At 53.8% G+C, this 26,301-nt stretch carries 23 protein-coding genes and 7 tRNA genes; 2 read left to right on the top strand and 28 right to left on the bottom strand.

Annotated elements, in window-relative coordinates; all coding sequences use genetic code 11:
• Window positions 1-4: 4 nt before the first annotated feature.
• The 8 genes from mrdB to leuS all read right to left on the bottom strand — a co-directional run bounded on the left by mrdB (window position 5) and on the right by leuS (window position 8,964).
• On the bottom strand, window positions 5-1,117 hold the full coding sequence (mrdB, locus tag ACHHZ6_RS12390; RefSeq protein WP_182274103.1) for a peptidoglycan glycosyltransferase MrdB: 1,113 nt from the start codon (window positions 1,115-1,117) through the stop codon (window positions 5-7).
• Between the two features lie 2 nt (window positions 1,118-1,119).
• Window positions 1,120-3,021, bottom strand: a complete 1,902-nt coding sequence (mrdA, locus tag ACHHZ6_RS12395; RefSeq protein WP_182274104.1) for a peptidoglycan DD-transpeptidase MrdA — start codon at window positions 3,019-3,021, stop codon at window positions 1,120-1,122.
• Between the two features lie 29 nt (window positions 3,022-3,050).
• On the bottom strand, window positions 3,051-3,518 hold the full coding sequence (rlmH, locus tag ACHHZ6_RS12400; RefSeq protein WP_003858701.1) for a 23S rRNA (pseudouridine(1915)-N(3))-methyltransferase RlmH: 468 nt from the start codon (window positions 3,516-3,518) through the stop codon (window positions 3,051-3,053).
• Between the two features lie 3 nt (window positions 3,519-3,521).
• On the bottom strand, window positions 3,522-3,839 hold the full coding sequence (rsfS, locus tag ACHHZ6_RS12405) for a ribosome silencing factor (RefSeq protein WP_003858696.1): 318 nt from the start codon (window positions 3,837-3,839) through the stop codon (window positions 3,522-3,524).
• Window positions 3,840-4,108: 269 nt separating this feature from the next.
• The gene (gene nadD / locus ACHHZ6_RS12410; RefSeq protein ID WP_395122283.1) at window positions 4,109-4,774 is read right to left on the bottom strand and encodes a nicotinate-nucleotide adenylyltransferase; all 666 of its coding nucleotides are present in this window, start codon (window positions 4,772-4,774) and stop codon (window positions 4,109-4,111) included.
• On the bottom strand, window positions 4,767-5,798 hold the full coding sequence (gene holA / locus ACHHZ6_RS12415) for a DNA polymerase III subunit delta (protein WP_395122284.1): 1,032 nt from the start codon (window positions 5,796-5,798) through the stop codon (window positions 4,767-4,769). Before holA ends, nadD begins: the two co-directional genes overlap by 8 nt.
• Complete coding sequence (lptE, locus tag ACHHZ6_RS12420) at window positions 5,798-6,367, bottom strand: LPS assembly lipoprotein LptE (protein WP_182274108.1); 570 nt, start codon at window positions 6,365-6,367, stop codon at window positions 5,798-5,800. Before lptE ends, holA begins: the two co-directional genes overlap by 1 nt.
• 14 nt (window positions 6,368-6,381) lie before the next feature.
• A complete protein-coding gene (leuS, locus tag ACHHZ6_RS12425; protein ID WP_182919591.1) occupies window positions 6,382-8,964 on the bottom strand; it encodes a leucine--tRNA ligase in 2,583 nt (860 codons plus the stop codon).
• Window positions 8,965-9,178: 214 nt separating this feature from the next.
• Here leuS and ACHHZ6_RS12430 point away from each other — a divergent pair, with 214 nt between their 5' ends.
• Window positions 9,179-9,661 (top strand): zinc ribbon-containing protein, encoded by a 483-nt coding sequence (locus ACHHZ6_RS12430; RefSeq protein WP_182274639.1) that lies wholly within the window; start codon window positions 9,179-9,181, stop codon window positions 9,659-9,661.
• Between the two features lie 79 nt (window positions 9,662-9,740).
• On the opposite strand, the gene rihA is transcribed toward ACHHZ6_RS12430, so the two are convergent.
• The 10 genes from rihA to miaB all read right to left on the bottom strand — a co-directional run bounded on the left by rihA (window position 9,741) and on the right by miaB (window position 20,014).
• Window positions 9,741-10,682, bottom strand: coding sequence for a pyrimidine-specific ribonucleoside hydrolase RihA (rihA, locus tag ACHHZ6_RS12435; RefSeq protein WP_196390987.1), 942 nt, complete (start codon window positions 10,680-10,682; stop codon window positions 9,741-9,743).
• A 120-nt stretch (window positions 10,683-10,802) separates the two neighbouring features.
• Entirely contained in the window at window positions 10,803-11,528 is a 726-nt protein-coding gene (locus tag ACHHZ6_RS12440) for an amino acid ABC transporter ATP-binding protein (RefSeq protein ID WP_014069335.1), read from the bottom strand.
• On the bottom strand, window positions 11,528-12,202 hold the full coding sequence (gltK, locus tag ACHHZ6_RS12445; RefSeq protein ID WP_395122285.1) for a glutamate/aspartate ABC transporter permease GltK: 675 nt from the start codon (window positions 12,200-12,202) through the stop codon (window positions 11,528-11,530). The genes ACHHZ6_RS12440 and gltK overlap by 1 nt, the downstream gene beginning before the upstream one ends.
• Entirely contained in the window at window positions 12,202-12,942 is a 741-nt protein-coding gene (gltJ, locus tag ACHHZ6_RS12450; RefSeq protein ID WP_182274113.1) for a glutamate/aspartate ABC transporter permease GltJ, read from the bottom strand. Before gltJ ends, gltK begins: the two co-directional genes overlap by 1 nt.
• 155 nt (window positions 12,943-13,097) lie before the next feature.
• Window positions 13,098-14,003: an amino acid ABC transporter substrate-binding protein gene (locus ACHHZ6_RS12455; protein WP_182274114.1), complete on the bottom strand. Its 906-nt coding sequence runs from the start codon at window positions 14,001-14,003 to the stop codon at window positions 13,098-13,100.
• Between the two features lie 401 nt (window positions 14,004-14,404).
• Window positions 14,405-15,943, bottom strand: a complete 1,539-nt coding sequence (gene lnt / locus ACHHZ6_RS12460) for an apolipoprotein N-acyltransferase (protein WP_182274115.1) — start codon at window positions 15,941-15,943, stop codon at window positions 14,405-14,407.
• A gap of 5 nt (window positions 15,944-15,948) precedes the next feature.
• The gene (corC, locus tag ACHHZ6_RS12465; RefSeq protein ID WP_182274116.1) at window positions 15,949-16,827 is read right to left on the bottom strand and encodes a CNNM family magnesium/cobalt transport protein CorC; all 879 of its coding nucleotides are present in this window, start codon (window positions 16,825-16,827) and stop codon (window positions 15,949-15,951) included.
• 89 nt (window positions 16,828-16,916) lie between these two features.
• Window positions 16,917-17,384 carry an rRNA maturation RNase YbeY gene (ybeY, locus tag ACHHZ6_RS12470; RefSeq protein ID WP_003858677.1) on the bottom strand — a complete coding sequence of 156 codons (468 nt, stop codon included), beginning with the start codon at window positions 17,382-17,384 and terminating at the stop codon, window positions 16,917-16,919.
• Window positions 17,381-18,427, bottom strand: a complete 1,047-nt coding sequence (locus ACHHZ6_RS12475; protein ID WP_182274117.1) for a PhoH family protein — start codon at window positions 18,425-18,427, stop codon at window positions 17,381-17,383. Before ACHHZ6_RS12475 ends, ybeY begins: the two co-directional genes overlap by 4 nt.
• Before the next feature lie 162 nt (window positions 18,428-18,589).
• Entirely contained in the window at window positions 18,590-20,014 is a 1,425-nt protein-coding gene (gene miaB / locus ACHHZ6_RS12480) for a tRNA (N6-isopentenyl adenosine(37)-C2)-methylthiotransferase MiaB (RefSeq protein ID WP_182274118.1), read from the bottom strand.
• A gap of 135 nt (window positions 20,015-20,149) precedes the next feature.
• Here miaB and ubiF point away from each other — a divergent pair, with 135 nt between their 5' ends.
• Window positions 20,150-21,325: a 3-demethoxyubiquinol 3-hydroxylase gene (ubiF, locus tag ACHHZ6_RS12485; protein ID WP_196390989.1), complete on the top strand. Its 1,176-nt coding sequence runs from the start codon at window positions 20,150-20,152 to the stop codon at window positions 21,323-21,325.
• A gap of 109 nt (window positions 21,326-21,434) precedes the next feature.
• Here the strand turns inward: ubiF and ACHHZ6_RS12490 are convergent.
• The 10 genes from ACHHZ6_RS12490 to ACHHZ6_RS12535 all read right to left on the bottom strand — a co-directional run bounded on the left by ACHHZ6_RS12490 (window position 21,435) and on the right by ACHHZ6_RS12535 (window position 26,293).
• Window positions 21,435-21,509 (bottom strand) — tRNA-Gln (locus ACHHZ6_RS12490).
• 37 nt (window positions 21,510-21,546) lie between these two features.
• A tRNA-Gln gene (locus ACHHZ6_RS12495) sits at window positions 21,547-21,621 on the bottom strand.
• A gap of 44 nt (window positions 21,622-21,665) precedes the next feature.
• Window positions 21,666-21,742, bottom strand: a tRNA-Met gene (locus tag ACHHZ6_RS12500).
• A gap of 17 nt (window positions 21,743-21,759) precedes the next feature.
• A tRNA-Gln gene (locus ACHHZ6_RS12505) sits at window positions 21,760-21,834 on the bottom strand.
• Between the two features lie 32 nt (window positions 21,835-21,866).
• A tRNA-Gln gene (locus ACHHZ6_RS12510) sits at window positions 21,867-21,941 on the bottom strand.
• Between the two features lie 23 nt (window positions 21,942-21,964).
• Window positions 21,965-22,049, bottom strand: a tRNA-Leu gene (locus ACHHZ6_RS12515).
• Window positions 22,050-22,057: 8 nt separating this feature from the next.
• A tRNA-Met gene (locus ACHHZ6_RS12520) sits at window positions 22,058-22,134 on the bottom strand.
• 226 nt (window positions 22,135-22,360) lie between these two features.
• Window positions 22,361-24,025: an asparagine synthase B gene (gene asnB / locus ACHHZ6_RS12525; RefSeq protein WP_182274120.1), complete on the bottom strand. Its 1,665-nt coding sequence runs from the start codon at window positions 24,023-24,025 to the stop codon at window positions 22,361-22,363.
• A gap of 249 nt (window positions 24,026-24,274) precedes the next feature.
• Entirely contained in the window at window positions 24,275-25,027 is a 753-nt protein-coding gene (nagD, locus tag ACHHZ6_RS12530) for a ribonucleotide monophosphatase NagD (protein WP_166717394.1), read from the bottom strand.
• Window positions 25,028-25,072: 45 nt separating this feature from the next.
• Entirely contained in the window at window positions 25,073-26,293 is a 1,221-nt protein-coding gene (locus ACHHZ6_RS12535) for an N-acetylglucosamine repressor (RefSeq protein WP_182919595.1), read from the bottom strand.
• Between the last annotated feature and the right edge of the window lie 8 nt (window positions 26,294-26,301).

The raw sequence follows: 26,301 nt of genomic DNA on the forward strand, positions 1-26,301 counted from the left end.
ATTTTTATACGCTTTTTGACAACATTTTTCTGTGAGTATGGATCGACATCACGATACCAAACCCGGCCATCAACACGATCAGTGCCGAGCCTCCGTAACTCACCAGCGGTAGCGGTACGCCTACAACCGGCAGAATACCACTCACCATACCAATATTTACGAAGACATAAACGAATAAAATCAACATCAACCCGCCCGCCATGACGCGGCCAAAGGTGGTTTGCGCGCGTGCGGCAATCCACAGTCCTCGCATGATCAGTAGCACGTAAAGCGCCAGCAGGATTAAGATGCCAACCAGTCCCAGCTCTTCCGCCAGTACCGCAAAGATAAAGTCGGTGTGGCGTTCCGGCAAGAATTCCAGCTGCGATTGGGTTCCGTGCAGCCAGCCTTTACCGCGCAGGCCACCGGAGCCAATAGCAATCTTCGACTGAATAATATGATAGCCCGCGCCCAGCGGATCGGTTTCTGGATCGAGCAGCATCATGACGCGCTGGCGCTGGTAATCATGCATCAGGAAGAACCAGAGTACAGGGATAAAGGCCGCGATCAGCACCACTGCGATACCAATCAGACGCCAGCTTAGCCCCGACAGGAACAGTACAAACAGGCCGGACAGGACGATAAGAATTGAGGTGCCGAGGTCAGGTTGTGCTGCTACCAGCAATGTTGGCAGGAAAATTAGCGCCAGTGCGATTGCGGTGTTTTTTAGCGAAGGTGGACAGACGTCGCGGTTGATAAAGCGCGCCACCATCAAGGGTACGGCAATTTTAGCAATTTCAGACGGCTGGAAGCGCACAACCCCCAGATCAAGCCAGCGCTGAGCCCCTTTTGAGATCGCACCAAAGGCGTCTACGGCGACCAGCAGGATAATACAGAAAATGTAGAGATAGGGTGCCCAGCCTTCGTAGACGCGTGGCGGTATTTGCGCCATGACGACCATAATGACCAGACCCATTGCGATCTGACCAATTTTACGCTCCATCATGCCGATGTCCTGGCCGCTGGCGCTCCAGATAACCAGCGCGCTGTAGGTCAGCAAAGCCAGCAGAATCAGAAGCATCGCTGGGTCGATGTGGATTTTATCCCACAGCGATTTTTTATTTGGATTATCCGTCATGATTATTGGTCCTCCGCCGCAGCGGATGCCGGGGTTTCAGTCGGCAGTTCGGTGTTGTTATCGCCCAGCATAATGTGGTCGAGGATTTGGCGCATGATGGTACCTACCGCCGGTCCAGCACCACCGTTTTCCAGAATCATTGCTACCGCAACCTGCGGGTTATCAAAAGGAGCAAACGCTGTCATGAGTTTATGGTCACGCAGACGTTCAGCAATTCTGTGCGCGTTATAGGTTTCATTCGCCTTCAGACCAAAGACCTGAGCGGTACCTGATTTGGCGGCCACCTTATACGGCGTTCCGGTAAAATACTTATGTGCTGTACCGTTCGGACGATTTGCTACGCCGTACATCCCGTCTTTGGCGATTTCCCAGAAGCCGGAGTGAATGTCACCCACTGGCGCTTCATGGGGCTGGTTCCACGGCACTTTTTTGCCGTCTTCAACCGTGCTCATCAGCAGGTGAGGCACTTTCACCACGCCATCATTGATGAGGATCATCATCGCTTTGTTCATTTGCAGCGGTGTGGCTGTCCAGTAGCCCTGACCGATCCCCACCGGAATGGTATCACCCTGGTACCACGGCTTTTTAAAGCGCTTCAGCTTCCATTCGCGGGTTGGCATGTTGCCTGAACGCTCTTCGGCGAGGTCAACACCGGTGTAATGTCCGTAGCCGAACTTGCTCATCCACTCCGAGAGGCGGTCGATACCCATGTCATACGCCACCTGGTAGAAGAAGGTATCCGCAGATTCTTCCAGCGACTTGGTGACGTTCAGATGACCGTGACCCCATTTTTTCCAGTCGCGGTAGCGCTTATCGGAACCCGGTAGCTGCCACCAACCCGGGTCAAACAGGCTGGTATTACGGTTGATGACGCCCGCGCTCAACGCCGAGACGGCCACGTACGGTTTAACCGTTGATGCCGGAGGGTAAACCCCCTGCGTCGCACGGTTCACCAGCGGGGTGTTCGGGTCATTAAGCAGACCGGAGTAGTCTTTACTGGAGATGCCATCAACAAAGAGGTTTGGGTCGTAGCTTGGCATGGAAACCATCGCCAGAATGCCGCCGGTACGAGGATCGGTGACGACAACGGCTGCACGGCTACCGGCCAGTAGTGTTTCGATATATTGCTGGAGCTTAAGGTCGAGCGTTAAATAGACGTCATGTCCCGCCTGCGGCGGCACCTCTTTCAACTGGCGAATAACGCGGCCGCGGTTGTTGACTTCAACCTCTTCATAGCCGGTCTGTCCGTGCAGGACATCTTCATAATAGCGTTCGATCCCCAGTTTACCGATATCGTGCGTGGCGGCGTAGTTCGCCAGCTTGCCGTCTTTATCGAGACGGTCGACGTCTTTATCGTTAATCTTGGATACGTAGCCAATCACGTGCGTCAGCGCAGAGCCATACGGGTAATAGCGTCGCTTATAGCCTTTGACTTCTACGCCGGGAAAACGGTATTGGTTTACGGCAAAACGCGCGACCTGGACTTCTGTCAGGTTCGTTTTGACCGGAATAGAGGTGAAACGGTGCGAACGGGCACGTTCCTTCTTAAAGGCGGCAATATCGTCATCGTTGAGATCGACAACGTTTTTTAGCGCATCCAGCGTATCCTGCACATTATCGACTTTCTCCGGCATCATCTCAATTTGATAGATGGTGCGGTTTAACGCCAGCGGTGTGCCGTTACGGTCGTAGATAATGCCGCGGCTGGGGGCGATAGGCACCAGCTTGATACGGTTTTCGTTTGAGCGCGTCTGGTAATCCGTAAAACGGACAATTTGCAGATTATAAAGGTTGGCGATCAGCACGCCGGTAAGCAGCAAAACCCCCGTAAAGGCGACCAGCGCCCGGCGCACAAACAGCGCGGACTCAGCCGTATAGTCGCGAAAAGAATTCTGTAGTTTCATCCGCTGCTTAATCTACCCTGGTCAAGTCACTATTCGCGGTGATAGGGGTGGTTAGTCGTAATACTCCACGCGCGATACAGGCTTTCTGCCACCAGAACCCGAACGAGCGGGTGGGGAAGCGTCAACGCGGAGAGAGACCAACTTTGTTCTGCCGCTGCTTTGCAGGCAGGGGACAACCCTTCAGGCCCGCCAATCAACAGACTGACGTCGCGACCATCCTGCTTCCAGCGCTCCAGTTCGTGCGCCAGCTGCGGTGTATCCCAGGGTTTGCCTGGAATATCGAGGGTGACGATGCGGTTTTTGCCTGCGGCTGCCAGCATCAGCTCACCCTCTTTATCGAGAATACGTTTGATATCGGCGTTCTTGCCGCGCTTTCCGGCGGGGATCTCCACCAGTTCGAACGGCATATCTTTCGGGAAACGACGCAGATACTCAGTAAAACCGGTTTGTACCCAGTCTGGCATTTTGGTGCCGACGGCGACCAGCTGCAACTTCACGCATTAACCCCAGAGTTTTTCCAGCTCATACAGGCGACGGCTCTCTTCCTGCATGACATGGACAATCACATCGCCAAGATCAACAACCACCCAGTCAGCGGTCGCTTCACCTTCAACGCCAAGCGGTAACAGCCCTGCTGCGCGAGATTCCTGAACAACGTGATCAGCAATTGAAACAACATGGCGAGTAGATGTACCGGTGCAGATAATCATGCAGTCGGTGATGCTGGATTTACCCTTAACATCGATAGCGATGATGTCCTGACCTTTCAGGTCATCAATTTTGTCGATAACAAAATCCTGGAGTGCTTTACCCTGCAAGTTTTCCCCCTGGGTGAATGAGATTGTGTAACTATGAATTCGTGGCCAGACAGTATACCTGAACTGACGCCAGTGTCGGGACAAATGTCACCGGCCGGGCTTTTGAAGGCGGGTATCATCCCACCCTCCGCCTGAGATTGCATCGCCATTTTTGTAAAACAATTTCTGTAAAGCAATGTACCGGCGGGAAAGTCTGGCAGCGGAGGATAACAGTATGGCTTAACCTGTCAAGGCAGGATAATCAATAACGTGCTTTTTCGTATCCACGGTTATGCATCTGTGCTTTTCTGATACAGCCCGTGCTGATGGATATACGCCAGCACTGACGACGGCAGCAGATCGTCACAGGCTAAACCGTGCTGCAGGCGTTCGCGGATCAGGGTGGCTGAAATATCAAACCACGGCGTTTCCGCCAGATAAATTTTCCCGGCAGGGTGATTATGCAGATCTTCCACATTGTCCGTCAGATGGTCTTCAAACCACTGCTGGTGCTGCTCTTCGCGCATGGTTAGCGGATAACCGGGGCGACGGCAGACGAGAAGATGGCTGTTCTCCAGGATGGTTTCATACTGATACCAACTGGGGAAGTTGAGCAGTGAATCCTGGCCAATAATAAAGGCCAGCGGTTTGTGCGGCCCTTGTTCGGCCCGCCACTCCTGTAGCGTCTGCGACGTCCAGGAGGGGGTGTCGCGGCGCAGTTCGCGCTCATCAAGGCTAAAAAGCGGTTTATCTGCAATGGCCAGAGCCAGCATCTCTTTACGTTGCTCGCTGCTTGCTTCGGGCTGGGGACGGTGCGGCGGGACATTATTGGGCATAATGATGACGTGCTGCAGGCCAATCAGATTCGCCAGGGTTTCAACCGGCTTCAGATGCCCGTAATGCACCGGGTCGAAGGTACCACCATACAGTGCCTGAAGAGAATGCATACTATCCATCGATAAATACGTCTGCCAGCGCCTTATGGCAGAGCAGCAGAGAAAGGCTTTCCAGTTCGGACCAGACCGACTGACCGTAGTCTTGCTTTAACGTTAGCTCTGCGCGCATCAGCAACTGTACCGCCTGGCGTAGCTGTTCATTGCTCAGACGGTTGATAGCCTCGGTGGTCATTACCCGGCGGTTTTGCCATACGCGATGTTTATCGAACAATGAACGCAGTGGCGTATGCGCAGACTGGCGTTTGAGATTGATCAGCAACAGCAGTTCACGCTGGAGCGTACGCAGTAAAATGACCGGTTCGCTACCTTCAAGCCGTAGCTGCTGCAAAATATGCAGGGCGCGTTTACTCTTCGCGGACAGCAACGCATCAACCCAGTGGAACGGCGTAAAGTGTGCGGCATCGTTAACGGCCTGCTCCACGCGTGGCAAGGTCAGTTTGCCGTCCGGCCACAGCAGGGCAAGTCTGTCCAGTGCCTGAGCCAGTGCCAGCAGGTTACCTTCATAGCAGTAGCACAGCAGTTGATTCGCCGCATCATCCAGCTGAAGGTTGTTCTGCTTCGCTCTCGCTGCCACCCATTTAGGCAAATGCGCCTGCTCAGGCGTCTGGCAGGTGACCAGTACTGAGCTAGTCGCCAGTTGGGTAAACCATGCTGCGTTTTCCTGCGCTTTGGTGAGCTTGTTGCCGCGAACAATCAGCAGCAGATCGCTATGTAACAGGCTGACCAGCGTGGCCAGTTGCTCGTTGAGGGCCGCATTAGGGCCACTTTCTGGCAGCAGGATCTGGATTGTCTGGCGCGATGCGAACAGGCTCATCGCCTGGCAAAGTGAGAAGAGGGCATTCCAGTCGGTGTTGTTATCCAGCTGGAACGTGTGGTGTTCATCAAAGCCCTGAGTGGCTGCCGCATGGCGGACGGCGTCGAGGCTTTCCTGAAGCAGTAATGGATCGTTCCCGAGAAGCAGATACGCCGCGCGCAGCCCTTCACTGAGCTGCGCGCGGAGTTGTTCAGGATACAACCTGATCATCAGTTACCCATCGAGGTAGAAACAGGAGGCGTGTCAGCATCCGGTTTTTCGATGATATCAGTGCCTTCTTTCGTCGACGCTGCAATGCTTGGCAGTTTACGGATCAGCTGTTCTGCTGCCTTGTCGTACATTTCGTTGATGATAATTTGCTGCTCGGCATCTTTTGCCAGCGCAGTTTGTGGGTTATCAAAGAACGAACGGTACACTTTCGTGCTGATTGGGTAGATATCTTTACCCGGGATCAGTACTGCTGCGTTGACCGACATAACCATCTGGTACTCTGCGGTATGGCCGTCCTGGAAGATAGACGCCGTATCTTTGCTCAGGGTCATACCCAGAACACGGAGAGATGGTACATCCTGGCGCAGCGTGCCTTTCTCGATAAGCTCAACGCCATTCAGACGCAGCTGGCTACGAATTGCCCGGCTGAGTGGGCCATTCGGATCCGACGAGTCGAAGATCATGGTTTTCATCTGGGCAGGCACTGCCGTGGTATTGCGCAGGTGCCAGCCACAACCAGCGGTGACAAGCACCGCCAGAGATAAGAGTATTGTTGCCAGTTGTCGCACGTTTCCTCCCGCGCTTAGCCAACGACCAGATTCAGCAATTTACCCGGTACGTAGATCACTTTACGTACGGTAACGCCCTCAAGATATTTCGCGACCAGATGTTCCTGACCTGCGCGCTCGCGAACCTGTTCTTCGGTTGCATCGACCGCAACGGTAATTTTACCGCGTACTTTGCCGTTCACCTGCACCACAACCAGCGTGGTGTTCTCTACCAGGGCAGATTCGTCAGCCACTGGCCACGGTGCGTTGTCGATATCGCCTTCACCTTTCAGCTCCTGCCACAGAGTGAAGCTGGCGTGCGGGGTGAACGGGTTCAGCATACGGACAACGGCCAGCAACGCTTCACGCATTAAGGCACGATCCTGCTCGCCTTCCTGCGGGGCTTTCGCCAGCTTGTTCATCAGTTCCATAATAGCCGCAATTGCGGTATTGAAGGTCTGACGACGACCAATATCATCGGTTACTTTCGCAATAGTTTTATGAACATCACGACGCAGCGCCTGTTGATCTTCAGACAGCGCGGCCACGTTCAGTGCTGGTGCATCGCCCTGAGAAGTGTGCTCGTAAACCAGTTTCCAGACGCGTTTCAGGAAGCGGTTAGCACCCTCAACACCTGATTCCTGCCATTCCAGGGTCATGTCTGCCGGGGAGGCAAACATCATGAACAGACGTACAGTATCCGCACCGTAACGTTCAACCATCACCTGCGGGTCGATGCCGTTGTTTTTGGACTTGGACATTTTGCTCATGCCGGTATACACCAGTTCATGACCTTCAGCGTCTTTCGCCTTGACGATACGGCCTTTCTCATCGCGCTCAACAATAGCATCTACCGGAGAAACCCAGTTACGCTCGCCGTTCACGCCGACATAATAGAACGCATCCGCCAGAACCATGCCCTGACACAGCAGCTGTTTCGCAGGTTCGTCAGAGTTCACCATGCCTGCATCACGCATCAGTTTGTGGAAGAAGCGGAAGTAGAGCAGGTGCATGATGGCGTGTTCGATACCGCCAATGTAGATATCCACTGGCAGCCAGTAGTTTGCTGCATCGGAATCCAGCATACCGTCCTGATACTGCGGGCACGTGTAGCGCGCATAGTACCAGGAGGACTCCATAAAGGTGTCGAAGGTGTCGGTTTCACGCAGCGCAGGCTGGCCGTTTACGGTGGTTTTTGCCCACTCAGGATCGGCTTTGATCGGGCTGGTGATACCGTCCATGACCACGTCTTCCGGCAGGATAACCGGCAGCTGATCTTCCGGCGTTGGCATCACAGTGCCATCTTCCAGGGTTACCATTGGGATTGGCGCACCCCAGTAACGCTGACGGGAAACGCCCCAGTCGCGCAGACGGAAGTTCACTTTACGCTCACCTACGCCCAGAGAAGCCAGTTTGTCGGCAATGGCGTTGAAGCCATCTTCGAAGCTCAGACCGCTGAATTCACCGGAGTTAAACAGCGTGCCTTTTTCGGTCAGTGCCTGTTCGGACAGATCCGGCTCGGAGCCATCGGCAGCCAGAATAACCGCCTTGATAGGCAGGCTGTATTTGGTCGCAAATTCATAGTCGCGCTGATCGTGACCTGGAACGGCCATCACCGCACCTGTACCGTATTCCATCAGCACGAAGTTTGCCACCCAGACAGGGATCGCTTCGCCTGTCAGCGGGTGTTTGGCATAGAAGCCTGTTGCAACGCCTTTTTTCTCCATCGTTGCCATATCGGCTTCGGCCACTTTGGTGCTGCGGCATTCGTCGATGAAGGAGGCCAGTTCCGGATTGTTCTCGGCTGCTTTCTGCGCCAGCGGGTGACCTGCGGCCACGGCCAGGTAGGTTGCACCCATGAAGGTGTCCGGACGGGTGGTGTAAACGGTCAGCGTTTGATCGTAGTTTTCAACGTTGAAGGTGATCTCTACACCTTCAGAACGGCCGATCCAGTTGCGCTGCATGGTCTTAACGGTGTCAGGCCAGTGATCCAGATTATCCAGATCGTTCAGCAGTTCGTCAGCGTAAGCGGTGATTTTGATAAACCACTGTGGGATCTCTTTACGCTCAACTTTGGTGTCACAACGCCAGCAGCAGCCGTCGATAACCTGCTCGTTCGCGAGAACGGTCTGATCGTTCGGGCACCAGTTAACGGCAGACGTTTTCTTGTACACCAGGCCTTTTTTGTACAGCTCGGTGAAGAATTTCTGCTCCCAGCGGTAGTATTCCGGGGTACAGGTTGCCAGCTCGCGGCTCCAGTCATAGCCGAAGCCCAGCATTTTGAGCTGGTTCTTCATGTAGGCAATGTTGTCGTACGTCCACGGTGCTGGTGCCGTATTGTTTTTTACCGCTGCGCCTTCTGCAGGCAGGCCGAACGCATCCCAGCCGATGGGCTGCAGAACGTTTTTGCCCAGCATGCGCTGGTAGCGCGCAATCACATCACCGATGGTGTAGTTACGCACGTGGCCCATGTGTAGTCGACCAGAAGGATAGGGAAGCATCGACAGGCAGTAATACTTCTCTTTGCTCTCGTCTTCGGTTACTTCAAAGGTGCGCTTCTCGTCCCAGTGTTGCTGGACTTTTGATTCTATCTCTTCCGGGCGGTATTGCTCTTGCATGGCAGACAGTGGTCCTGTTTTCAATACAGCTACAAATGTAGCCAATGGATGTGTTGTTTCAGATCGGCATAGCATAGCCCAAACGTCCGCGTCAAAACAGCCTTTCGCACAAATGCGCTTTGCAGGAATTTATCGGGTCTGTGGTTCACCTGGCAAAGCGGCAATGAAATAAGGTCTATTATTAGAAATAGTTACTTACCCGGGAGGCAAAATGATGAACAAGGTTGCTCAATTTTACCGCGAACTGGTGGCGACACTGACGGAACGGCTGCGTAACGGCGAGCGCGATATCGACGCGCTGGTTGAACAGGCACGCGCCCGGGTGATGCAAACGGGTGAGTTAACGCGAACGGAGGTCGAAGAGGTCACGCGAGCCGTGCGCCGCGATCTGGAAGAGTTTGCACGTAGCTATGAAGAGAGCCAGGACGAGATTACCGACAGTGTCTTTATGCGGGTCATCAAAGAGAGCCTGTGGCAGGAGCTGGCGGATATTACCGATAAAACGCAGCTGGAGTGGCGCGAAGTATTCCAGGATTTGAACCACCACGGGGTGTATCACAGCGGGGAGGTGGTGGGGCTTGGCAACCTGGTGTGTGAAAAATGCCATCACCACATTGCGGTTTATACGCCGGATGTGTTGCCGCTGTGCCCGAAATGCGGGCACGATCAGTTCCAGCGTCGGCCTTTTGAGCCCTAGGTAAAAGCAAAACGGCAACGGTGTTGCCGTTTTTAGTGTTTGTTCCCTCTCCCCGTGGGAGAGGGCCAGGGTGAGGGCATCAGGCCGCACTATAAAAACCGAGTCTCTCCGCCAGCAAATCCACAAACGCCTCCCGGTCAATATCTACCATTACCGTGGTATTGGGGGTGTTCCCGCTCAGCGAGTAGTAATCCACCACCGTCATCCCCTGGGTATATTTCCCCTGCGTTTCAACGCCGACCCACCTGTCTACCGTGGTAAACATTTCGGGTTTCAGCAGCCAGGCAATAGTACACGGGTCATGTAGCGGTGCGCCGTGGAAGCCCCATTTCTCCGCTTTATGGTATTCCATAAAGAAGTCGAGCAGCTCTGCAACCGTTGTGGCAACCGGGTTACCGATGGTACGAAAGCGTTCAATGTCGTCGGCCATAATCTGCGCACGGTGGGTCACATCAAGCCCTGCCATCACAACCGGCAAACCCGACTGGAAGACAATTTCTGCGGCTTCCGGGTCGACAAAAATGTTGAATTCCGCCGCAGGCGTCCAGTTCCCCAGCCCCATCGCACCGCCCATTATCACAATTCGGGCGATTTTGTCGTGCAGTTCCGGATGGCTGTTGAGCAGCAGCGCGACGTTGGTCTGCGGGCCGGTGGACACCAGTGTGACGGGTTCAGTGCTTTCGCGCAGCACTTTTGCCATCAGTTCAACGGCGGTGCAGTTTTGCGGCGCAAAACCCGGCTCAGGGAGGGCAGGGCCATCCAGCCCACTTTCACCGTGAACGTTGTCAGCAATGATCAGCTCACGCATTAACGGTTTCGCGGCCCCGCCAGCGACCGGGATATCGGTGCGTTTTAACAGCGTTAGCATACGCAGGACGTTGCGCAGCGTTTTTTCTGGCGTCTGGTTTCCGGCAGAGGAGGTGACGGCTTTGACCTCCAGTTCAGGGGAGGCAAGTGCAAGGACGAGTGCGATCGCGTCATCATGACCCGGGTCGCAATCAAGAATGATGGGCTGTGTCATAGGGTTCTCCATTCCTGGCGTTATTTTGTGACAAGGTTAACGCTGCATTGAGATACCGACGAGAACAAGAGACAGAAAGCGTGAAGCAGTGCGCAATCCGTAGACTGCGCACTGAGAAGATTAATGCAGGATTTTGGCGAGGAAGTCTTTCGCGCGTTCGGATTTCGGGTTGGCGAAGAACTCTTCTTTTGGCGAGTCCTCAACAATTTTGCCTTCGTCCATGAAGATCACGCGGTTGGCCACTTTACGCGCGAAGCCCATCTCGTGCGTCACTACCATCATGGTCATTCCTTCATGCGCCAGCTCAACCATGACGTCCAGCACTTCGTTGATCATTTCCGGATCAAGCGCGGAAGTGGGTTCATCGAAAAGCATGGCAACAGGATCCATACACAGCGCACGTGCAATAGCCACGCGCTGCTGCTGACCGCCGGAAAGCTGTGCCGGGAATTTATCGGCATGAGCGGACAGCCCCACACGTTCCAGTAACTTCAGCCCCTTCTCGCGCGCGAGTTTTTTATCACGCTTAAGTACTTTCACCTGCGCCAGCGTCAGGTTCTCGATAATGGAGAGGTGCGGGAACAGTTCAAAATGCTGGAACACCATCCCGACGTGAGAGCGCAACTGGGCAAGGTTGGTTTTCTTGTCATTGACTTTGGTGCCGTTGACGAGGATTTCACCTTGCTGCACCGGTTCCAGACCGTTGACCGTTTTGATAAGCGTGGATTTACCGGAGCCAGACGGTCCACACACCACCACTACATCGCCTTTTTTCACTTCGGTGGAGCAGTCGGTCAGCACCTGAAAGTGCCCATACCATTTAGAAACATTTTTCAGGGAAATCATTATACCGTCCTTTTCTTCAGCCAGCCGACCAACAGCGACGCGCTTAAACTAATCACAAAATAGACACTACCTGCGAAGAGCACCATCTCGACCTGCGTACCATCACGCTCACCAATGGTGGACGCAGTACGGAAGAAGTCTGCCAGGCTCAGTACGTAGACCAGCGAGGTATCCTGGAACAGCACGATACCCTGGGTCAGCAGGAGTGGAACCATAGCGCGAAACGCCTGTGGCAGAATAATGAGCTGCATTGACTGCCAGTGCGTCATCCCCAGCGCCAGAGCCGCGCTGGACTGCCCACGGGAGATGCTCTGAATACCCGCACGGATAATTTCTGAGTAGTAAGCGGCCTCAAACATTGAGAACGCCACCATCGCTGAAATCAGGCGGATATCGGTTTTGGGTGACAGCCCCAGTACGTTTTGCAGGAAACCGGGAACGATCAGGTAAAACCACAGCAGCACCATCACCAGCGGGATGGAACGGAAAACGTTAACGTAGGCCGTCGCAAACCAGGCGAGCGGCTTAAAGCTCGACAGACGCATGACCGCCAGCAGGGTTCCCCAGACGATACCAATAATAATGGCCGTCACGGTGATCTTTAAGGTGATCACCAGGCCATCCAGCAGGTATGGCATAGAAGGAACAATAGAACTCCAGTCAAAATCGTACATTATTTACCCCCCAGATTGCCCGGCAGGCGAATTTTGCGTTCAACCAGGTTCATCACCAGCATGATGAATGCGTTAATCAGAACATACGCGAGCGTGATTGCCGTGAAGGATTCCCAGGCATGAGCGGAATAATCCAGCAGCTTGCCAGCCTGTGCGGCCATATCCACCAGACCGATAGTGGAGGCGATGGCCGAGTTTTTCACCAGGTTCATCATCTCTGAGGTCATCGGCGGAACGATAACGCGGTAGGCGTTAGGCAGCAGCACATAGCGGTAGGTTTGTGGCAGTGTCAGACCCATCGCCAGACCGGCATTCTTTTGTCCGCGCGGAAGGGACTGAATGGCAGCACGTACCTGCTCGCACACACGGGCAGCGGTAAACAGCCCCAGACAGAGCATTGAGGAGACAAAGAACTGAATGTTCGGATCCAGTTCTGACTTGAACCACGTACCGATATTTTCCGGCAGCAGTTCCGGGATAACCAGATACCAGGTAAAGAACTGCACAATCAGCGGAACGTTACGGAACAGTTCCACATACAGGGTGCCGAGGGTTGAAAGAAAGCGGTTAGGGACGGTGCGCAGAATACCGAACAGTGAACCGACAAGAAACGCGATAATCCACGCCGTTATCGATAATGCAACGGTGACCTGAAAGCCGCTCCATAGCCAGCCAAGATAGGTGGTGTTGCCGAACGGAGCTTGTTGCAGAAAAATGCCCCAGTTCCAGTCTATTGACATAATAAACTCCAGAAAAAAAAGGGTAGCAGCGCTACCCTCGAAGATTGGTGAGAAGCTCATTTTTCGCGCTGAGTGGGGAACGACCACTCAACGTATAGTCTGTCCATGCTTCCCGACAATCGAGAGGGCAGGAGGTCCCGCCCCTGTTGTTCTAATTAGTTAAGAGCTTTGTCGTTTGGTGATTTGAACAGTGCTTTCATGTCGTCAGACAGTTCGAAGTTCATGTTCAGGTTCTTCGGTGGGATTGGGTTCTTGAACCACTTGTCGAACCATTTTTCCGCTTCACCGGAAGTTTGTGCCTGCGCGATGGTGTCATCGATCAGCTTTTTGAAGTCTGCGTCGTCTTTACGCAGCATACAACCGTAGGCTTCTTTTGATTGCGCGGTGCCGACGATTTCCCAGTTGTCTGGTTTCTTCGCTTTCGCGCGTTCACCTGCCAGCAGGGCGTCATCCATCATAAACGCAACGGCACGACCACTTTCCAGAGTACGGAAGGAGTCACCGTGGTCTTTCGCGCTGATGATGCGCATATCCATTTTCTTCTCGTCGTTCAGCTTGTGCAGCAGCACTTCTGAGGTGGTACCGGAGGTCACAACGACGGCTTTGCCTTTCAGGTCAGCAAAATCTTTAATCTCGCCGCCTTTTTTGGTCAGCAGGCGGGTACCAACCACGAAGATGGTGTCAGAGAAAGCAGCCTGCTTCTGACGTTCAAGGTTGTTAGTGGTGGAACCACATTCAAAATCGAAGGTGCCGTTTTGCAGCAGTGGAATACGGTTCTGAGAAGTGATTGGAATCAGTTTTACCTGCAGGTCAGGTTTGTTCAGCTTTTTCTTCACGGCTTCAACGATAGCGTTGGAGTAATCCTGTGAATAGCCCACGACTTTTTGCGTGTTGTCGTAGTAAGAGAACGGGACAGAAGATTCACGGTGGCCGACCACGATCACGCCGTTTTTGGCAATCTTATCGAGAGTGCTTCCTGCTGCCGGAGCGTCTTCAGCGTGAACGACGCCTGCGGACATCCCCATAACCAGCATTGCTGTGGCCAGTTTACGTAATTGCATACCCAACTCCTTTCTTATCAGCGCCAGCGACGCATTGATACCCATTGTGATGTTGTTATATCTCGCGCTATGCGAGTGCAGTGTTATGCAAGCTTGTTAACATTTAGTCTGGCTTAATGTAAAGATTTTGCTGCGTTATTGTTTATTTTTGCGAGGCGCGCCGCACCATTCAGAGGCAAAAATCTCTCGTTGCACCGTTTCGGTGCTACCGGTGATCGACTCTGGTGCGACAAGGTTGCACATTAAGCCAAACTGCGTTTGCCTGAATAAACAAAGCAATAGGCGTGCCAGAATGAGAGTTTGGAGGAAATTGTCGGGTGACGGCTACGCCTTACCCGACCTACAGCATGAGAAAGTAGGCCGGGTAAGGCGCAGCCGCCACCCGGCAGGAAAAGGTGAGATTATCTACGGCGCTGGCGAAGGCTCATCAGCACTGCACCAAAACCAAACAGCGCGGTCAGGATCCACAGCGGCCAGTTGCCGGTGCGGGCGTATGGTGTCAGACCTGTTGTCGGTGTGACCCTTGTCGTCAGCACGTCGCGGGTGAATTGCGGGATCATGGCCTGGATTTCGCCCTGCGGGCCAATCACGGCGGTGATGCCGTTGTTGGTGCTACGCAGCAGCGGACGCGCCAGCTCCAGGGAGCGCATACGCGCCATCTGGAAGTGCTGCCACGGGCCAATCGACTTACCAAACCAGGCATCATTGGAGATGGTCAGCAGGAAGTCGGTATCCGGGCGGAAGTTATCGCGTACCTGCTCGCCGAGGATGATCTCGTAGCAAATGGCCGCTGTCAGGGCAAAATTGTGCGCATGCAGCTGTGGCTGAACGTACGGGCCCCGGCTGAAGGAGGACATCGGCAGGTCAAAGAATGGAGCCAGGGGGCGCAAAATCGACTCCAGCGGTACAAACTCACCAAACGGCACCAGGTGGTTCTTATTATAACGGTCGGTGGAATTGTAGCTGTATTCGCTGTCTTTGCCGAGCGTAATGATGGTGTTGTAGGTGTCATAACGGTTTTGCTGATTCAGTCGTGCATCAACAATCCCGGTAATCAGCGTACTGCCGCGTGCGCGCAGCAGATCGTTCATCATGTTCAGGAACGGTTGCTGGTTCATTTCCAGATCGGGAATGGCAGATTCCGGCCAGATAATCAGCTGCGATTTCCCCATCACCTCTTCGGTCGCGTTGGCGTAGATTTTCAGCGTGTTCAGTAGCTGCTTCTCGTCCCACTTCATCGACTGCGGAATATCGCCCTGCACCATAGACACCTGTGTCGCGCGCTCTGGCTGCAGGGTATACCACTGGATGTAACGCAGCGGGAAGGGAAGGGCAAACAGCACCAGAGCGGCGACCAGCGGTCGCCAGCTGCGGGTAACCAGCGCCAGTACCAGCAGACCGCTTACCACCATCAGCAGGAAGTTAATGGCCTCAACACCCATTACCGGTGCCAGCCCTTTCAGCGGGCCGTCGATCTGGCTGTAGCCGAACTGTAGCCACGGGAAGCCTGTCAGCACCCAGCCGCGCAGGAATTCGGTAATTTGCCAGACAACCGGGGCCGCAATGGCGACGCGGATCCAGGTCGTTTTTGGCCACAAGCGAGAGAGGATGCCGGCGAAAAGACCGGTATACAGCGAAAGATACGCGGCGAGCAACACGACCAGGAAGACGTTAACTGGCCCCGGCATACCGCCAAACTGGGCGATGCTGACATAAACCCAGTTGATGCCTGAGCCAAACAGCCCCAGCCCCCAGACGTAGCCAATAGCGGCGGCCTGTACCGGACGGCGGTTTAAGGTTAACCCCTGCAGCCCCATCAGAGACAGGAGCGCGGCAGGCCAGATATCGTAAGGAGAAAAAGCCAGCGTACCGCTGGCTCCGAGCAACAGCGCCAGCAGCAAACGGACGCGCTGGCGTTCAAGCAATGAGGCAAATGCCATTTACATTAATCTTCCAGTTTTGGCACCGGTGAGTCGTCCGGCATTCTGACGTGAACCTGAATAATACGTCTGCTGTCGGCCATCGCGACCTTGAATTGGTAACCGTCGATGTCAACGGTTTCCCCGCGAGCCGGGAGATGACCAAAGGCCTGCATCACCAGTCCGCCGATGGTATCCACCTCTTCGTCACTGAAATGGGTGCCAAAGGTGTCGTTGAAGTCCTCAATCGAGGCTAGCGCGCGCACGGTCCAGGTATGGCGGCTGAGCTGACGGAAGTCGATATCCTCTTCTTCGTCATACTCGTCTTCGATTTCACCCACGATCAGCTCAAGAATATCTTCGATCGTGACCAGACCGGACACGCCACCAAATTCATCAATCACAATCGCCATGTGGTAGCGCTGAGAGCGAAACTCTTTCAGCATCCGATCCACACGTTTACTTTCCGGCACGACCACGGCCTGGCGTAACACTTTTTCCATGCTGAAGGCTTCGGCATCGCTGCGCATAAACGGCAGCAGATCTTTCGCCATCAGGATCCCTTCAATGTGATCTTTATCTTCGCTGATGACCGGGAAACGCGAGTGGGCGGATTCGATGATGACATCGAGGCACTCGTCCAGCGTCTGGTTACGTTTCAGGGTGATCATCTGCGAGCGGGGGATCATGATATCGCGAACACGCTGGTCGGCGATGTCCATGACCCCTTCGAGCATTTCGCGCGTATCTTCGTCGATAAGGTCGTTTTGCCCGGAATCACGAATCAGCTCCAGCAGTTCGTCACGGTTTTTGGGTTCGCCGTGGAAAAGCTGGTTCAGAATGAAGGAGAAAAATCCTTTTTTACCGTTTGTCGTGTCGCTACTGTGTGAATTGTCGTCGCTCATGGCGTTTGTTAAGGGTTCTCTTGTGAGTTCTCAGTTCACCGCCGCGTTAATTCCTTGCGCGGCGGCATGTTAGTCAGCCTGATGACTGACTATTCTTTCTCGGCAATGTACGGATCCTCATAGCCCAGAGCAAGCATTATCTCTGTCTCGAGGGACTCCATCTCTTCCGCTTCGTCATCTTCAATATGATCGTAGCCCAGCAGATGCAGGCTGCCATGTACCACCATGTGTGCCCAGTGGGCCTCAAGCGGTTTTTGCTGCTCTTTGGCCTCCTGTTCAACTACCTGACGGCAGATGATCAGATCGCCCAGCAGTGGCATTTCAATGCCTGGTGGGGCTTCGAAAGGGAAAGAGAGCACGTTGGTCGGCTTATCTTTCCCACGGTAGGTCAGGTTAAGCTCATGGCTTTCTGCTTCATCCACCAGGCGAATCGTGACTTCTGATTCTTCCTGAAACTGAGGGATTACGGCATCCAGCCATTTCTGAAACTGCGCCTCTTCTGGCATGCCGGAATTGTCTTCACAGGCCAGTTGTAAATCGAGGATCACCTGACTCATTTTTGTTCTTGCTCCTGCGCTTCGCGCTTACGTTCTGCAGCCAGTTCGGCCTTACGTTTTTGTTCTGCTTCTTCCCAGGCTTCATAGGCGTTAACGATGCGTGCGACAACCGGATGGCGTACCACGTCTTCGCTGTGGAAGAAGTTAAAGCTGATTTCGTCGACTTCGGCCAGCACTTCAATGGCGTGACGCAGACCCGATTTGGTGCTGCGCGGCAGGTCGATCTGGGTGACATCACCGGTGATGACCGCTTTCGAGTTAAAGCCGATACGCGTCAGGAACATTTTCATCTGTTCGATGGTGGTGTTCTGGCTCTCATCGAGAATGATGAAGGCGTCGTTAAGCGTACGGCCACGCATGTAAGCAAGCGGAGCCACTTCGATAACGTTGCGCTCAATGAGCTTCTCAACTTTCTCAAAACCCAGCATTTCGAACAGCGCGTCATACAGCGGACGCAGGTACGGGTCGACCTTCTGGCTGAGATCGCCTGGCAGGAAGCCCAGTTTTTCACCGGCCTCTACCGCCGGGCGGGTCAGCAGGATACGGCGAATATCCTGACGCTCCAGTGCATCAACGGCAGCGGCAACCGCCAGATAGGTTTTACCTGTACCCGCCGGACCTACACCGAAGGTGATGTCATGGTCGAGGATGTTGGCGATGTACTGCGCCTGGTTCGGCGTACGCGGTTTAATGACGCCGCGCTTGGTTTTGATGTTGATCGCCTTGCCGTAGTCCGGCACGCTTTCTGCGCTCTGCTCAAGCACGCGCGCCTCTTTAATGGCGAGGTGGATCTGCTCCGGTTCGATATCCTGCGTTTCGCCACGCATCGGGGCGGTATCGACATACAGGCTACGCAGAATATCCGCAGCGGCGTTGACGCAAATTGGGCGTCCGGTAAGTTTGAAATGGTTATCGCGACGATAGATTTCGATACCCAGACGTCGCTCCAGTTGTTTGATGTTGTCATCAAACGGCCCGCACAGGCTCAGCAGGCGAGCGTTGTCTGCAGGCTCAAGGCTAATTTCACGCGTGTCTATGTTCAAACCGTTCCTCTTTGATTGGTTAGCTGACCTGGTGCCATATGGCGTAATAAAGCGGTCATTACCGAAATTATTCACGCCACAGAATAAAGGCGCAAGCATTGCGGAAGATATTGGGACGTTGAGAGGAAATACAAGGCCTGCCGGACAGGCAGGCCAGAGGCATTAAGGCTGGTAAATACCTACGCCAGAATCGTTTTCTTTGCGGGTACGAGAAATAACGGATTCCGGTGATTCAGCAATACGCAGACCCATTTCATCTTCGGTACGTACCCGCTTCGCACGCAGAGAGTTGGTCAGCACCTCGACAATTTCGACGTCGACGAATTTGCCGATCATATCCGGAGTACCTTCAAAGTTCACCACGCGGTTATTCTCGGTACGGCCGGACAGCTCCATAATGCTTTTGCGGGAGGTGCCTTCCACCAGGATGCGCTGGGTGGTGCCGAGCATACGACGGCTCCAGGCGTTTGCCTGCTGGTTGATACGTTCCTGCAGAATGTACAGACGCTGTTTTTTCTCTTCTTCCGGCACATCGTCAACCATATCGGCCGCCGGGGTGCCAGGACGTGCAGAGAAGACAAAGCTGTAGCTCACGTCAAAATTCACGTCTCCGATGAGCTTCATGGTGCGTTCAAAGTCATCATCGGTTTCACCAGGGAAGCCGACGATGAAGTCTGAGCTAATCTGGATATCCGGACGAGCTTCACGCAGCTTGCGGATGGTGGATTTATACTCCAGCACCGTATGCGGACGCCCCATCAGGTTCAGTACGCGGTCAGAGCCACACTGAATCGGCAGGTGCAGGAAGCTCACCAGCTCCGGCGTATCGCGATAGACATCGATGATGTCATCGGTAAATTCCATCGGGTGGCTGGTGGTAAAGCGAATACGGTCAATACCGTCAATCGCGGCGACCAGGCGCAGCAATTCCGCGAAGCTGCCGGTGGTGCCGTCATAGTTTTCACCGCGCCAGGCGTTAACGTTCTGGCCCAGCAGGTTCACTTCGCGTACACCTTGCGCAGCAAGCTGTGCGATTTCAAACAGAATGTCATCGGCCGGGCGGCTGACTTCCTCACCGCGAGTGTAAGGTACCACGCAGTAAGTACAGTATTTGTTGCAGCCTTCCATGATGGAGACGAAGGCGGTCGGGCCGTCCGCGCGCGGCTCAGGCAGACGGTCGAATTTTTCGATCTCCGGGAAGCTCACGTCTACAACCGGGCTACGATTGCCGCGAACCTGATTGATCATCTCAGGCAGGCGGTGCAGGGTTTGAGGGCCAAAGACGATATCCACGTAGGGGGCTCTCTGGCGGATCAGCTTACCTTCCTGCGACGCGACGCAGCCGCCCACACCGATGATCAGGTCCGGATTTTTTCGTTTGAGAAGTTTCCAGCGACCTAACACGTGAAAGACTTTTTCCTGCGCTTTTTCACGAATTGAACAGGTGTTTAGCAGCAGCACATCGGCTTCTTTCGCATTTTCAGTCAGCTGGTATCCGTGGGTTGTATCCAGCAGATCGGCCATCTTTGATGAATCGTATTCGTTCATCTGACAGCCCCAGGTTTTTATATGGAGTTTTTTAGTCATCGACTTGCTCAGCTCAGGATTGCAAGCCGCGTATTGTAATGCTTTGGTGGGGTTGTGACCAGTATGAAGGTTGTCAACCTCAGGACCACAAAAATCCGGTAAACTTAAGGGATTCTCCAATAAGGATAAATGACCATGACTCTCCAACAAACCGAAGTTGCCGTTGTCGGCGGCGGTATGGTCGGCGGCGCACTGGCGCTGGGGCTGGCGCAGCAGGGATTTGAGGTAACGGTAATTGAACAGGCGGTGCCTGCGGCATTTGATGCAACGGCCAAACCGGATGTACGGATTTCCGCCATTAGTGCGGCTTCCGTTGATTTGCTTCGGGGGCTGGGCGTCTGGGATGCGGTGCTGGCGATGCGTGCCCATCCCTATAGCCGACTCGAAACGTGGGAGTGGGAAAATGCCCACGTCGCGTTTGATGCTGCTGAACTGAAGCTGCCGCGCCTGGGCTATATGGTGGAAAATAACGTCCTGCAGCTCGCGCTCTGGCAGGCGCTGGAGGCGCATCCGAAGGTAACGCTGCGGGTTCCTGCATCACTTAAGGCATTACATCATCACAAAAGTGGGTATGTGCTGACGCTGGATAATGACGATGAGCTGTCTGTAAAGCTGGTGGTGGGGGCTGATGGCGCTAACTCACAGGTCAGACAGATGGCGGGCATTGGTGTGCATGCCTGGCAGTATCAACAATCCTGCATGCTGATCACCGTTCAGTGTGAGAAGGCTCCCGGTGAAAGTACCTGGCAGCACTTTACGCCAAATGGGCCACACGCCTTTTTACCGTTGTTCGATAACTGGGCATCGCTGGTGTGGTATGACAAACCGGCGCGCATTCGCCAGTTGCAGGGGCTTTCAATGGCGCAACTGCAGCAGGAAATTATGCAGCACTTCCCGCATCGTCTGGGCAATGTGACGCCGGTTGCTGCCGGCGCATTCCCACTCACGCGACGCCATGCGTTGCAGTATGCCCGTGAAGGGCTGGCGCTGGTGGGCGATGCGGCACACACCATTCATCCGCTTGCAGGGCAGGGCGTGAATTTGGGATACCGTGACGTCGATGCTTTGCTGGATGTTTTAGGGAGTGCGCGTGCTCACGCTGAAGCCTGGGCCAGTCATCAGGTACTGAAGCGCTACCAGACGCGGCGCATGGCGGATAACTTCATCATGCAGTCGGGAATGGATCTTTTCTACGCCGGGTTCAGCAACGACCTGGGGCCGGTGCGCATTTTGCGTAATATTGGATTGATGGCAGCGGAACGCGCTGGTGGTCTGAAGCGCCAGGCGCTGAAATATGCATTAGGACTTTAATCTTTATTCCCTCTCCCTGTGGGAGAGGGGCAGGGTGAGGGCATCAGGCCGCACAATGCTGATCAACAAAAACAAAAAAGCCCGCAGAGCGGGCTTTTTTGTTACTAAGTGGCTGGGGTGCAGGGATTCGAACCCCGGAATGCTGGTATCAGAAACCAGAGCCTTACCGCTTGGCGACACCCCAATTGCGTTAAACAAACTGCTTAACGACTTTTTTAAATTGGCTGGGGTACGAGGATTCGAACCTCGGAATGCTGGTATCAGAAACCAGAGCCTTACCGCTTGGCGATACCCCAACAATTTTTTCTAGTCTACCGAATTACCCGATAGATTACTAATTTGGTGGCTACGACGGGATTCGAACCTGTGACCCCATCATTATGAGTGATGTGCTCTAACCAACTGAGCTACGTAGCCAGTACTGCATTCTTCGATGGCTGGGGTACCTGGATTCGAACCAGGGAATGCCGGTATCAAAAACCGGTGCCTTACCGCTTGGCGATACCCCAATACCGCGGAGAACCGCAAAATCGAAGAAATATGGCTGGGGTACCTGGATTCGAACCAGGGAATGCCGGTATCAAAAACCGGTGCCTTACCGCTTGGCGATACCCCATCCGTGCAACGCTTACCTGGGAATGGTGCGGGAGGCGAGACTTGAACTCGCACACCTTGCGGCGCCAGAACCTAAATCTGGTGCGTCTACCAATTTCGCCACTCCCGCAAAAAAGATGGTGGCTACGACGGGATTCGAACCTGTGACCCCATCATTATGAGTGATGTGCTCTAACCAACTGAGCTACGTAGCCATCTTTTTTTCGCGTTACCTTATCGGCGTTGCGGGGCGCATTATGCGTATAGACCCTTGCAGCGTCAACACCTTTTTCAACGAAAATGGCTGGAATGTGACTGTTTGGTTAGGTTGCGAACAGCGTGACCGAATATTCGGCAATTATTGGTTATTAATCGGTTTTGGGAAGTGAAAAGTGAGACAAAAAAATCAGGCCCCGGAGGGCCTGATTGCAATCTTATTGCTTATTTATAGGCAGACTGGTGAACGCCTACCGCACGCCCTGATGGATCGTTCATCGCTTTGAAAGATTCATCCCATTCAATGGCTTTCGCCGAAGAACACGCGACGGATGGGCCACCCGGAACACACTCGGCAGCGCTCGGTACCGGGAACAGTTCTTCAAAGATCTCGCGGTACAAATATGCTTCTTTAGAGCCCGGCGTGTTGTACGGGAAGCGGAAGCTCGCGGTTTCCAGTTGCTGGTCGGAAACCTGTTTAGCCGCCACCTCTTTCAGGGTGTCGATCCAGCTGTAACCTACACCATCAGAGAACTGCTCTTTCTGACGCCATGCCACGCTTGCCGGCAGATAGGATTCGAAACATTCACGCAGGATATGTTTTTCCATTTTGCCGTTGCCGCACATTTTATCCTGCGGGTTGATACGCATTGCCACGTCGAGGAATTTCTTGTCCAGGAACGGTACACGAGCTTCCACACCCCAGGCGGACATCGCTTTGTTGGCACGAGCACAGTCAAACATGTGCAGCGCCTGCAGTTTACGCACGGTTTCTTCGTGCAGCTCTTTGGCGTTCGGTGCTTTGTGGAAGTACAGGTAGCCGCCAAACACTTCGTCAGAACCTTCGCCGGAAAGCACCATCTTAATGCCCATCGCTTTGATTTTACGCGACATCAGGTACATCGGCGTGGAGGCGCGGATGGTGGTCACATCATAAGTTTCGATGTGATAGATAACATCGCGGATCGCATCCAGACCTTCCTGCACGGTGAAGTGAATTTCATGGTGTACAGTGCCCAGGTGGTTTGCCACTTCCTGTGCAGCTTTCAGGTCAGGAGCCCCTTCCAGGCCAACGGCAAAGGAGTGCAGCTGTGGCCACCAGGCTTCTGAACGTTCCTGATCTTCAACACGACGCGCAGCGTATTTCTTGGTGATCGCAGAGATCACGGAGGAGTCCAGGCCGCCGGAGAGCAATACGCCGTACGGCACGTCTGACATCAGATGGCTTTTTACGGAATCTTCCAGCGCCTGACGCAGTTCGGCTTTATCAGTGACGTTGTCTTTTACCGCGTCAAAATCGAACCAGTCACGCTGATAATACGAGCGGATCTCGCCGTCTTTGCTCCACAGGTAGCTGCCTGCCGGGAACTCTTTGATGGTACGGCAAACCGGTACCAGCGCTTTCATTTCAGAGGCGACATAGAAGTTGCCGTGTTCATCGTGGCCCATATACAACGGGATGATCCCAATATGGTCGCGACCAATCAGGTAAGCATCTTTTTCGCTGTCGTACAGGGCGAAGGCAAACATACCCTGCAGTTCGTCCAGGAACTCTGGCCCTTTTTCCTGGTATAACGCCAGGATGACTTCACAGTCAGAGCCGGTCTGGAAGGCGTAGCGATCGCCGTACTCTGCGCGCAATGCCTGATGGTTGTAGATTTCACCGTTGACCGCCAGCGCGTGCGTTTTTTTCTCGTTATACAGCGGTTGTGCACCGGCGTTGACGTCAACAATGGACAGGCGCTCGTGCGCCAGAATGGCTTTATCGCTGGCGTAAACACCTGACCAGTCCGGGCCGCGATGGCGCATCAGGCGGGACAGTTCGAGTGCTTTTTTACGCAGTTCGCCCGCGTCAGTTTTAATATCCAGTACGCCAAAAATTGAACACATAACCTTCTCCGTTAACCCTGTTGCTTTGTGATGTTGCTTGCTTATGAAAATGCCGTAAAGGGAGAGGGCGCGCAAGGGTTTTACGGGGTAAAACGGAAATAGTGCAATGGTGATTGCGGAATGTTGAAAAAAGAGTATGTCGTAAACGTTTTTATTGATGATTATGCAATGAATGATAGGTTTTGTTAGATGTGACTGTCTTTATCAGGGGTGAAAATGAAAAACCACGCCCTGAGGCGTGGTTCTGAATCAGATGACATCAATTTCATCGACAGAGGGGTAAATCCAGCTCGGCCGGAACGGCATGGAGTCGATATCATCGAGTGTGGATACCCCGGAAAGTACGAGGATCGTCTCAAGGCCCGCCTGGAAACCGGCCAGAATGTCGGTACGCAAATTGTCACCCACAATGACAGTCTGCTCTGAATGCGCCTGCATTTTGTTCAGTGCGGCGCGGATGATCCACGGGCTCGGTTTACCGACAACAAACGGCTTACGGCCGGAGATTTTTTCGATACCGGCACACAGCGCCCCGCAGGCCGGATAAAAACCACGACCGTGGGTGTCCGGGTTGGTGGCGATGAAACGCGCACCGTTGGCGACAAAGTACGCTGCTTTATGCATCATCTCCCAGTTAAAGGAGCGCGTTTCGCCCACAATCACAAAATCCGGGTTCACATCAGTGATGGTAAAGCCTGCTTTATACAGCTCGTGGATCAGCGCGCCTTCGCCCACCACATAGGCCTTTTTTCCTTCCTGACGTTTCAGAAAATCCGCCGTCGCCATTGCCGAGGTGTAAAACACGGTGTCCGGCACGTCGACGCCTGCTGTAGCAAAGCGGTTCGCCAGATCCTGACCTGTCTGGGAAGGGTAGTTCGTGAGAAGAACCAGTGGCATTCCTTTGTCGATGATGCGGTGAAGAAACTCCGCAGCACCTGGCACGGCAACGTTGTCGTGCATCAGCACGCCGTCGATATCACAAATTACATTCTTAATGGTCATGGACATTCCGACATCAAAAAAAGAAGGCGTTACTATAAGATCCGATCAGGATTCCAGCAAATGCTGGAGTAGGATCCCGTTAAGCATGGCGCGTTTTACCAGCGCAAAGGCACCAATCGCTGAACGGTGATCGAGCGTAGAGCGCACCACCGGTAAGTTCTGGCGAAATGCTTTCAGCGCCTGAGTATTAATGCAGCCTTCAATGGCGGGCAGTAACACTTTTTCTGCTTCGATAATCTCGCCGGCGATCACCACTTTTTGTGGATTAAACAGGTTGATGGCAATGGCGATGGTTTTGCCCAGATGGCGTCCAACTTGCTCGATCACTTCACAGGCCAGCGCATCACCTTTATTGGCGGCTTTGCAAATGGTGCCTATCTTGCAATCGTCCAGCGTGACGCGACTTTGATACCCCTGTTCCAGCAGGTGGCGAACGCGATGTTCAATGGCTGCGTTGGCGGCGATGGTTTCGAGGCAGCCAAAGTTTCCGCAGTGGCAGCGCTCGCCGAGCGGTTCCACCTGGATGTGACCAATTTCTCCGACGTTACCGTTGCGGCCAATAAAAATACGTCCATTGGAGATGATGCCCGCACCTGTACCACGGTGGACGCGCACCAGAATAGAGTCTTCGCAGTCCTGGCTCGCACCAAAGTAGTGCTCTGCCAGCGCCAGAGAGCGAATGTCATGACCCACGAAGCAGGTCACCTTAAAACGTTTTTCCAGCGCGTCGACCAGCCCCCAGTTCTCAACCTGAATATGCGGCATGTAATGAATGACACCGGTTTCCGGGTCGACAAGGCCGGGTAAAATCACCGAAATGGCAATGAGTTCACGGATCTTGCGCTGACAGTTCTCAATAAAGTGTGCGATGGTATTCAGCAGCGCGTGCTCCAGTGTTTCCTGGGTGCGCTCCGGAAGAGGGTAGTGCTCTTCGGCGATGGCTTTACTGCTCAGATCGTAGAGCGTGAGCGTGGTGTCATGACGACCGAGACGGACGCCAATAGCCTGAAAATTGCGGGTTTCGGTAACAATGGAGATAGCGCGGCGTCCCCCGGTGGAGGCTTGCTGATCGACTTCTTTGATCAGGCCGCGCTCAATAAGCTGACGTGTAATTTTTGTCACGCTGGCGGGAGCAAGCTGGCTTTGTTCGGCTATCTGAATACGTGAGATTGGCCCGTGTTGGTCAATCAGGCGATAAACTGCCGCGCTGTTAAGTTGTTTAACGAGATCGACATTACCGATTTGAGCTTGTCCGCCTGGTGTCATACTTTTAC

It is taken from the genome of Enterobacter cloacae complex sp. 2024EL-00214 (assembly GCF_043945575.1).
GTDB classification, from domain to species: Bacteria; Pseudomonadota; Gammaproteobacteria; order Enterobacterales; family Enterobacteriaceae; genus Enterobacter; species Enterobacter cloacae_P.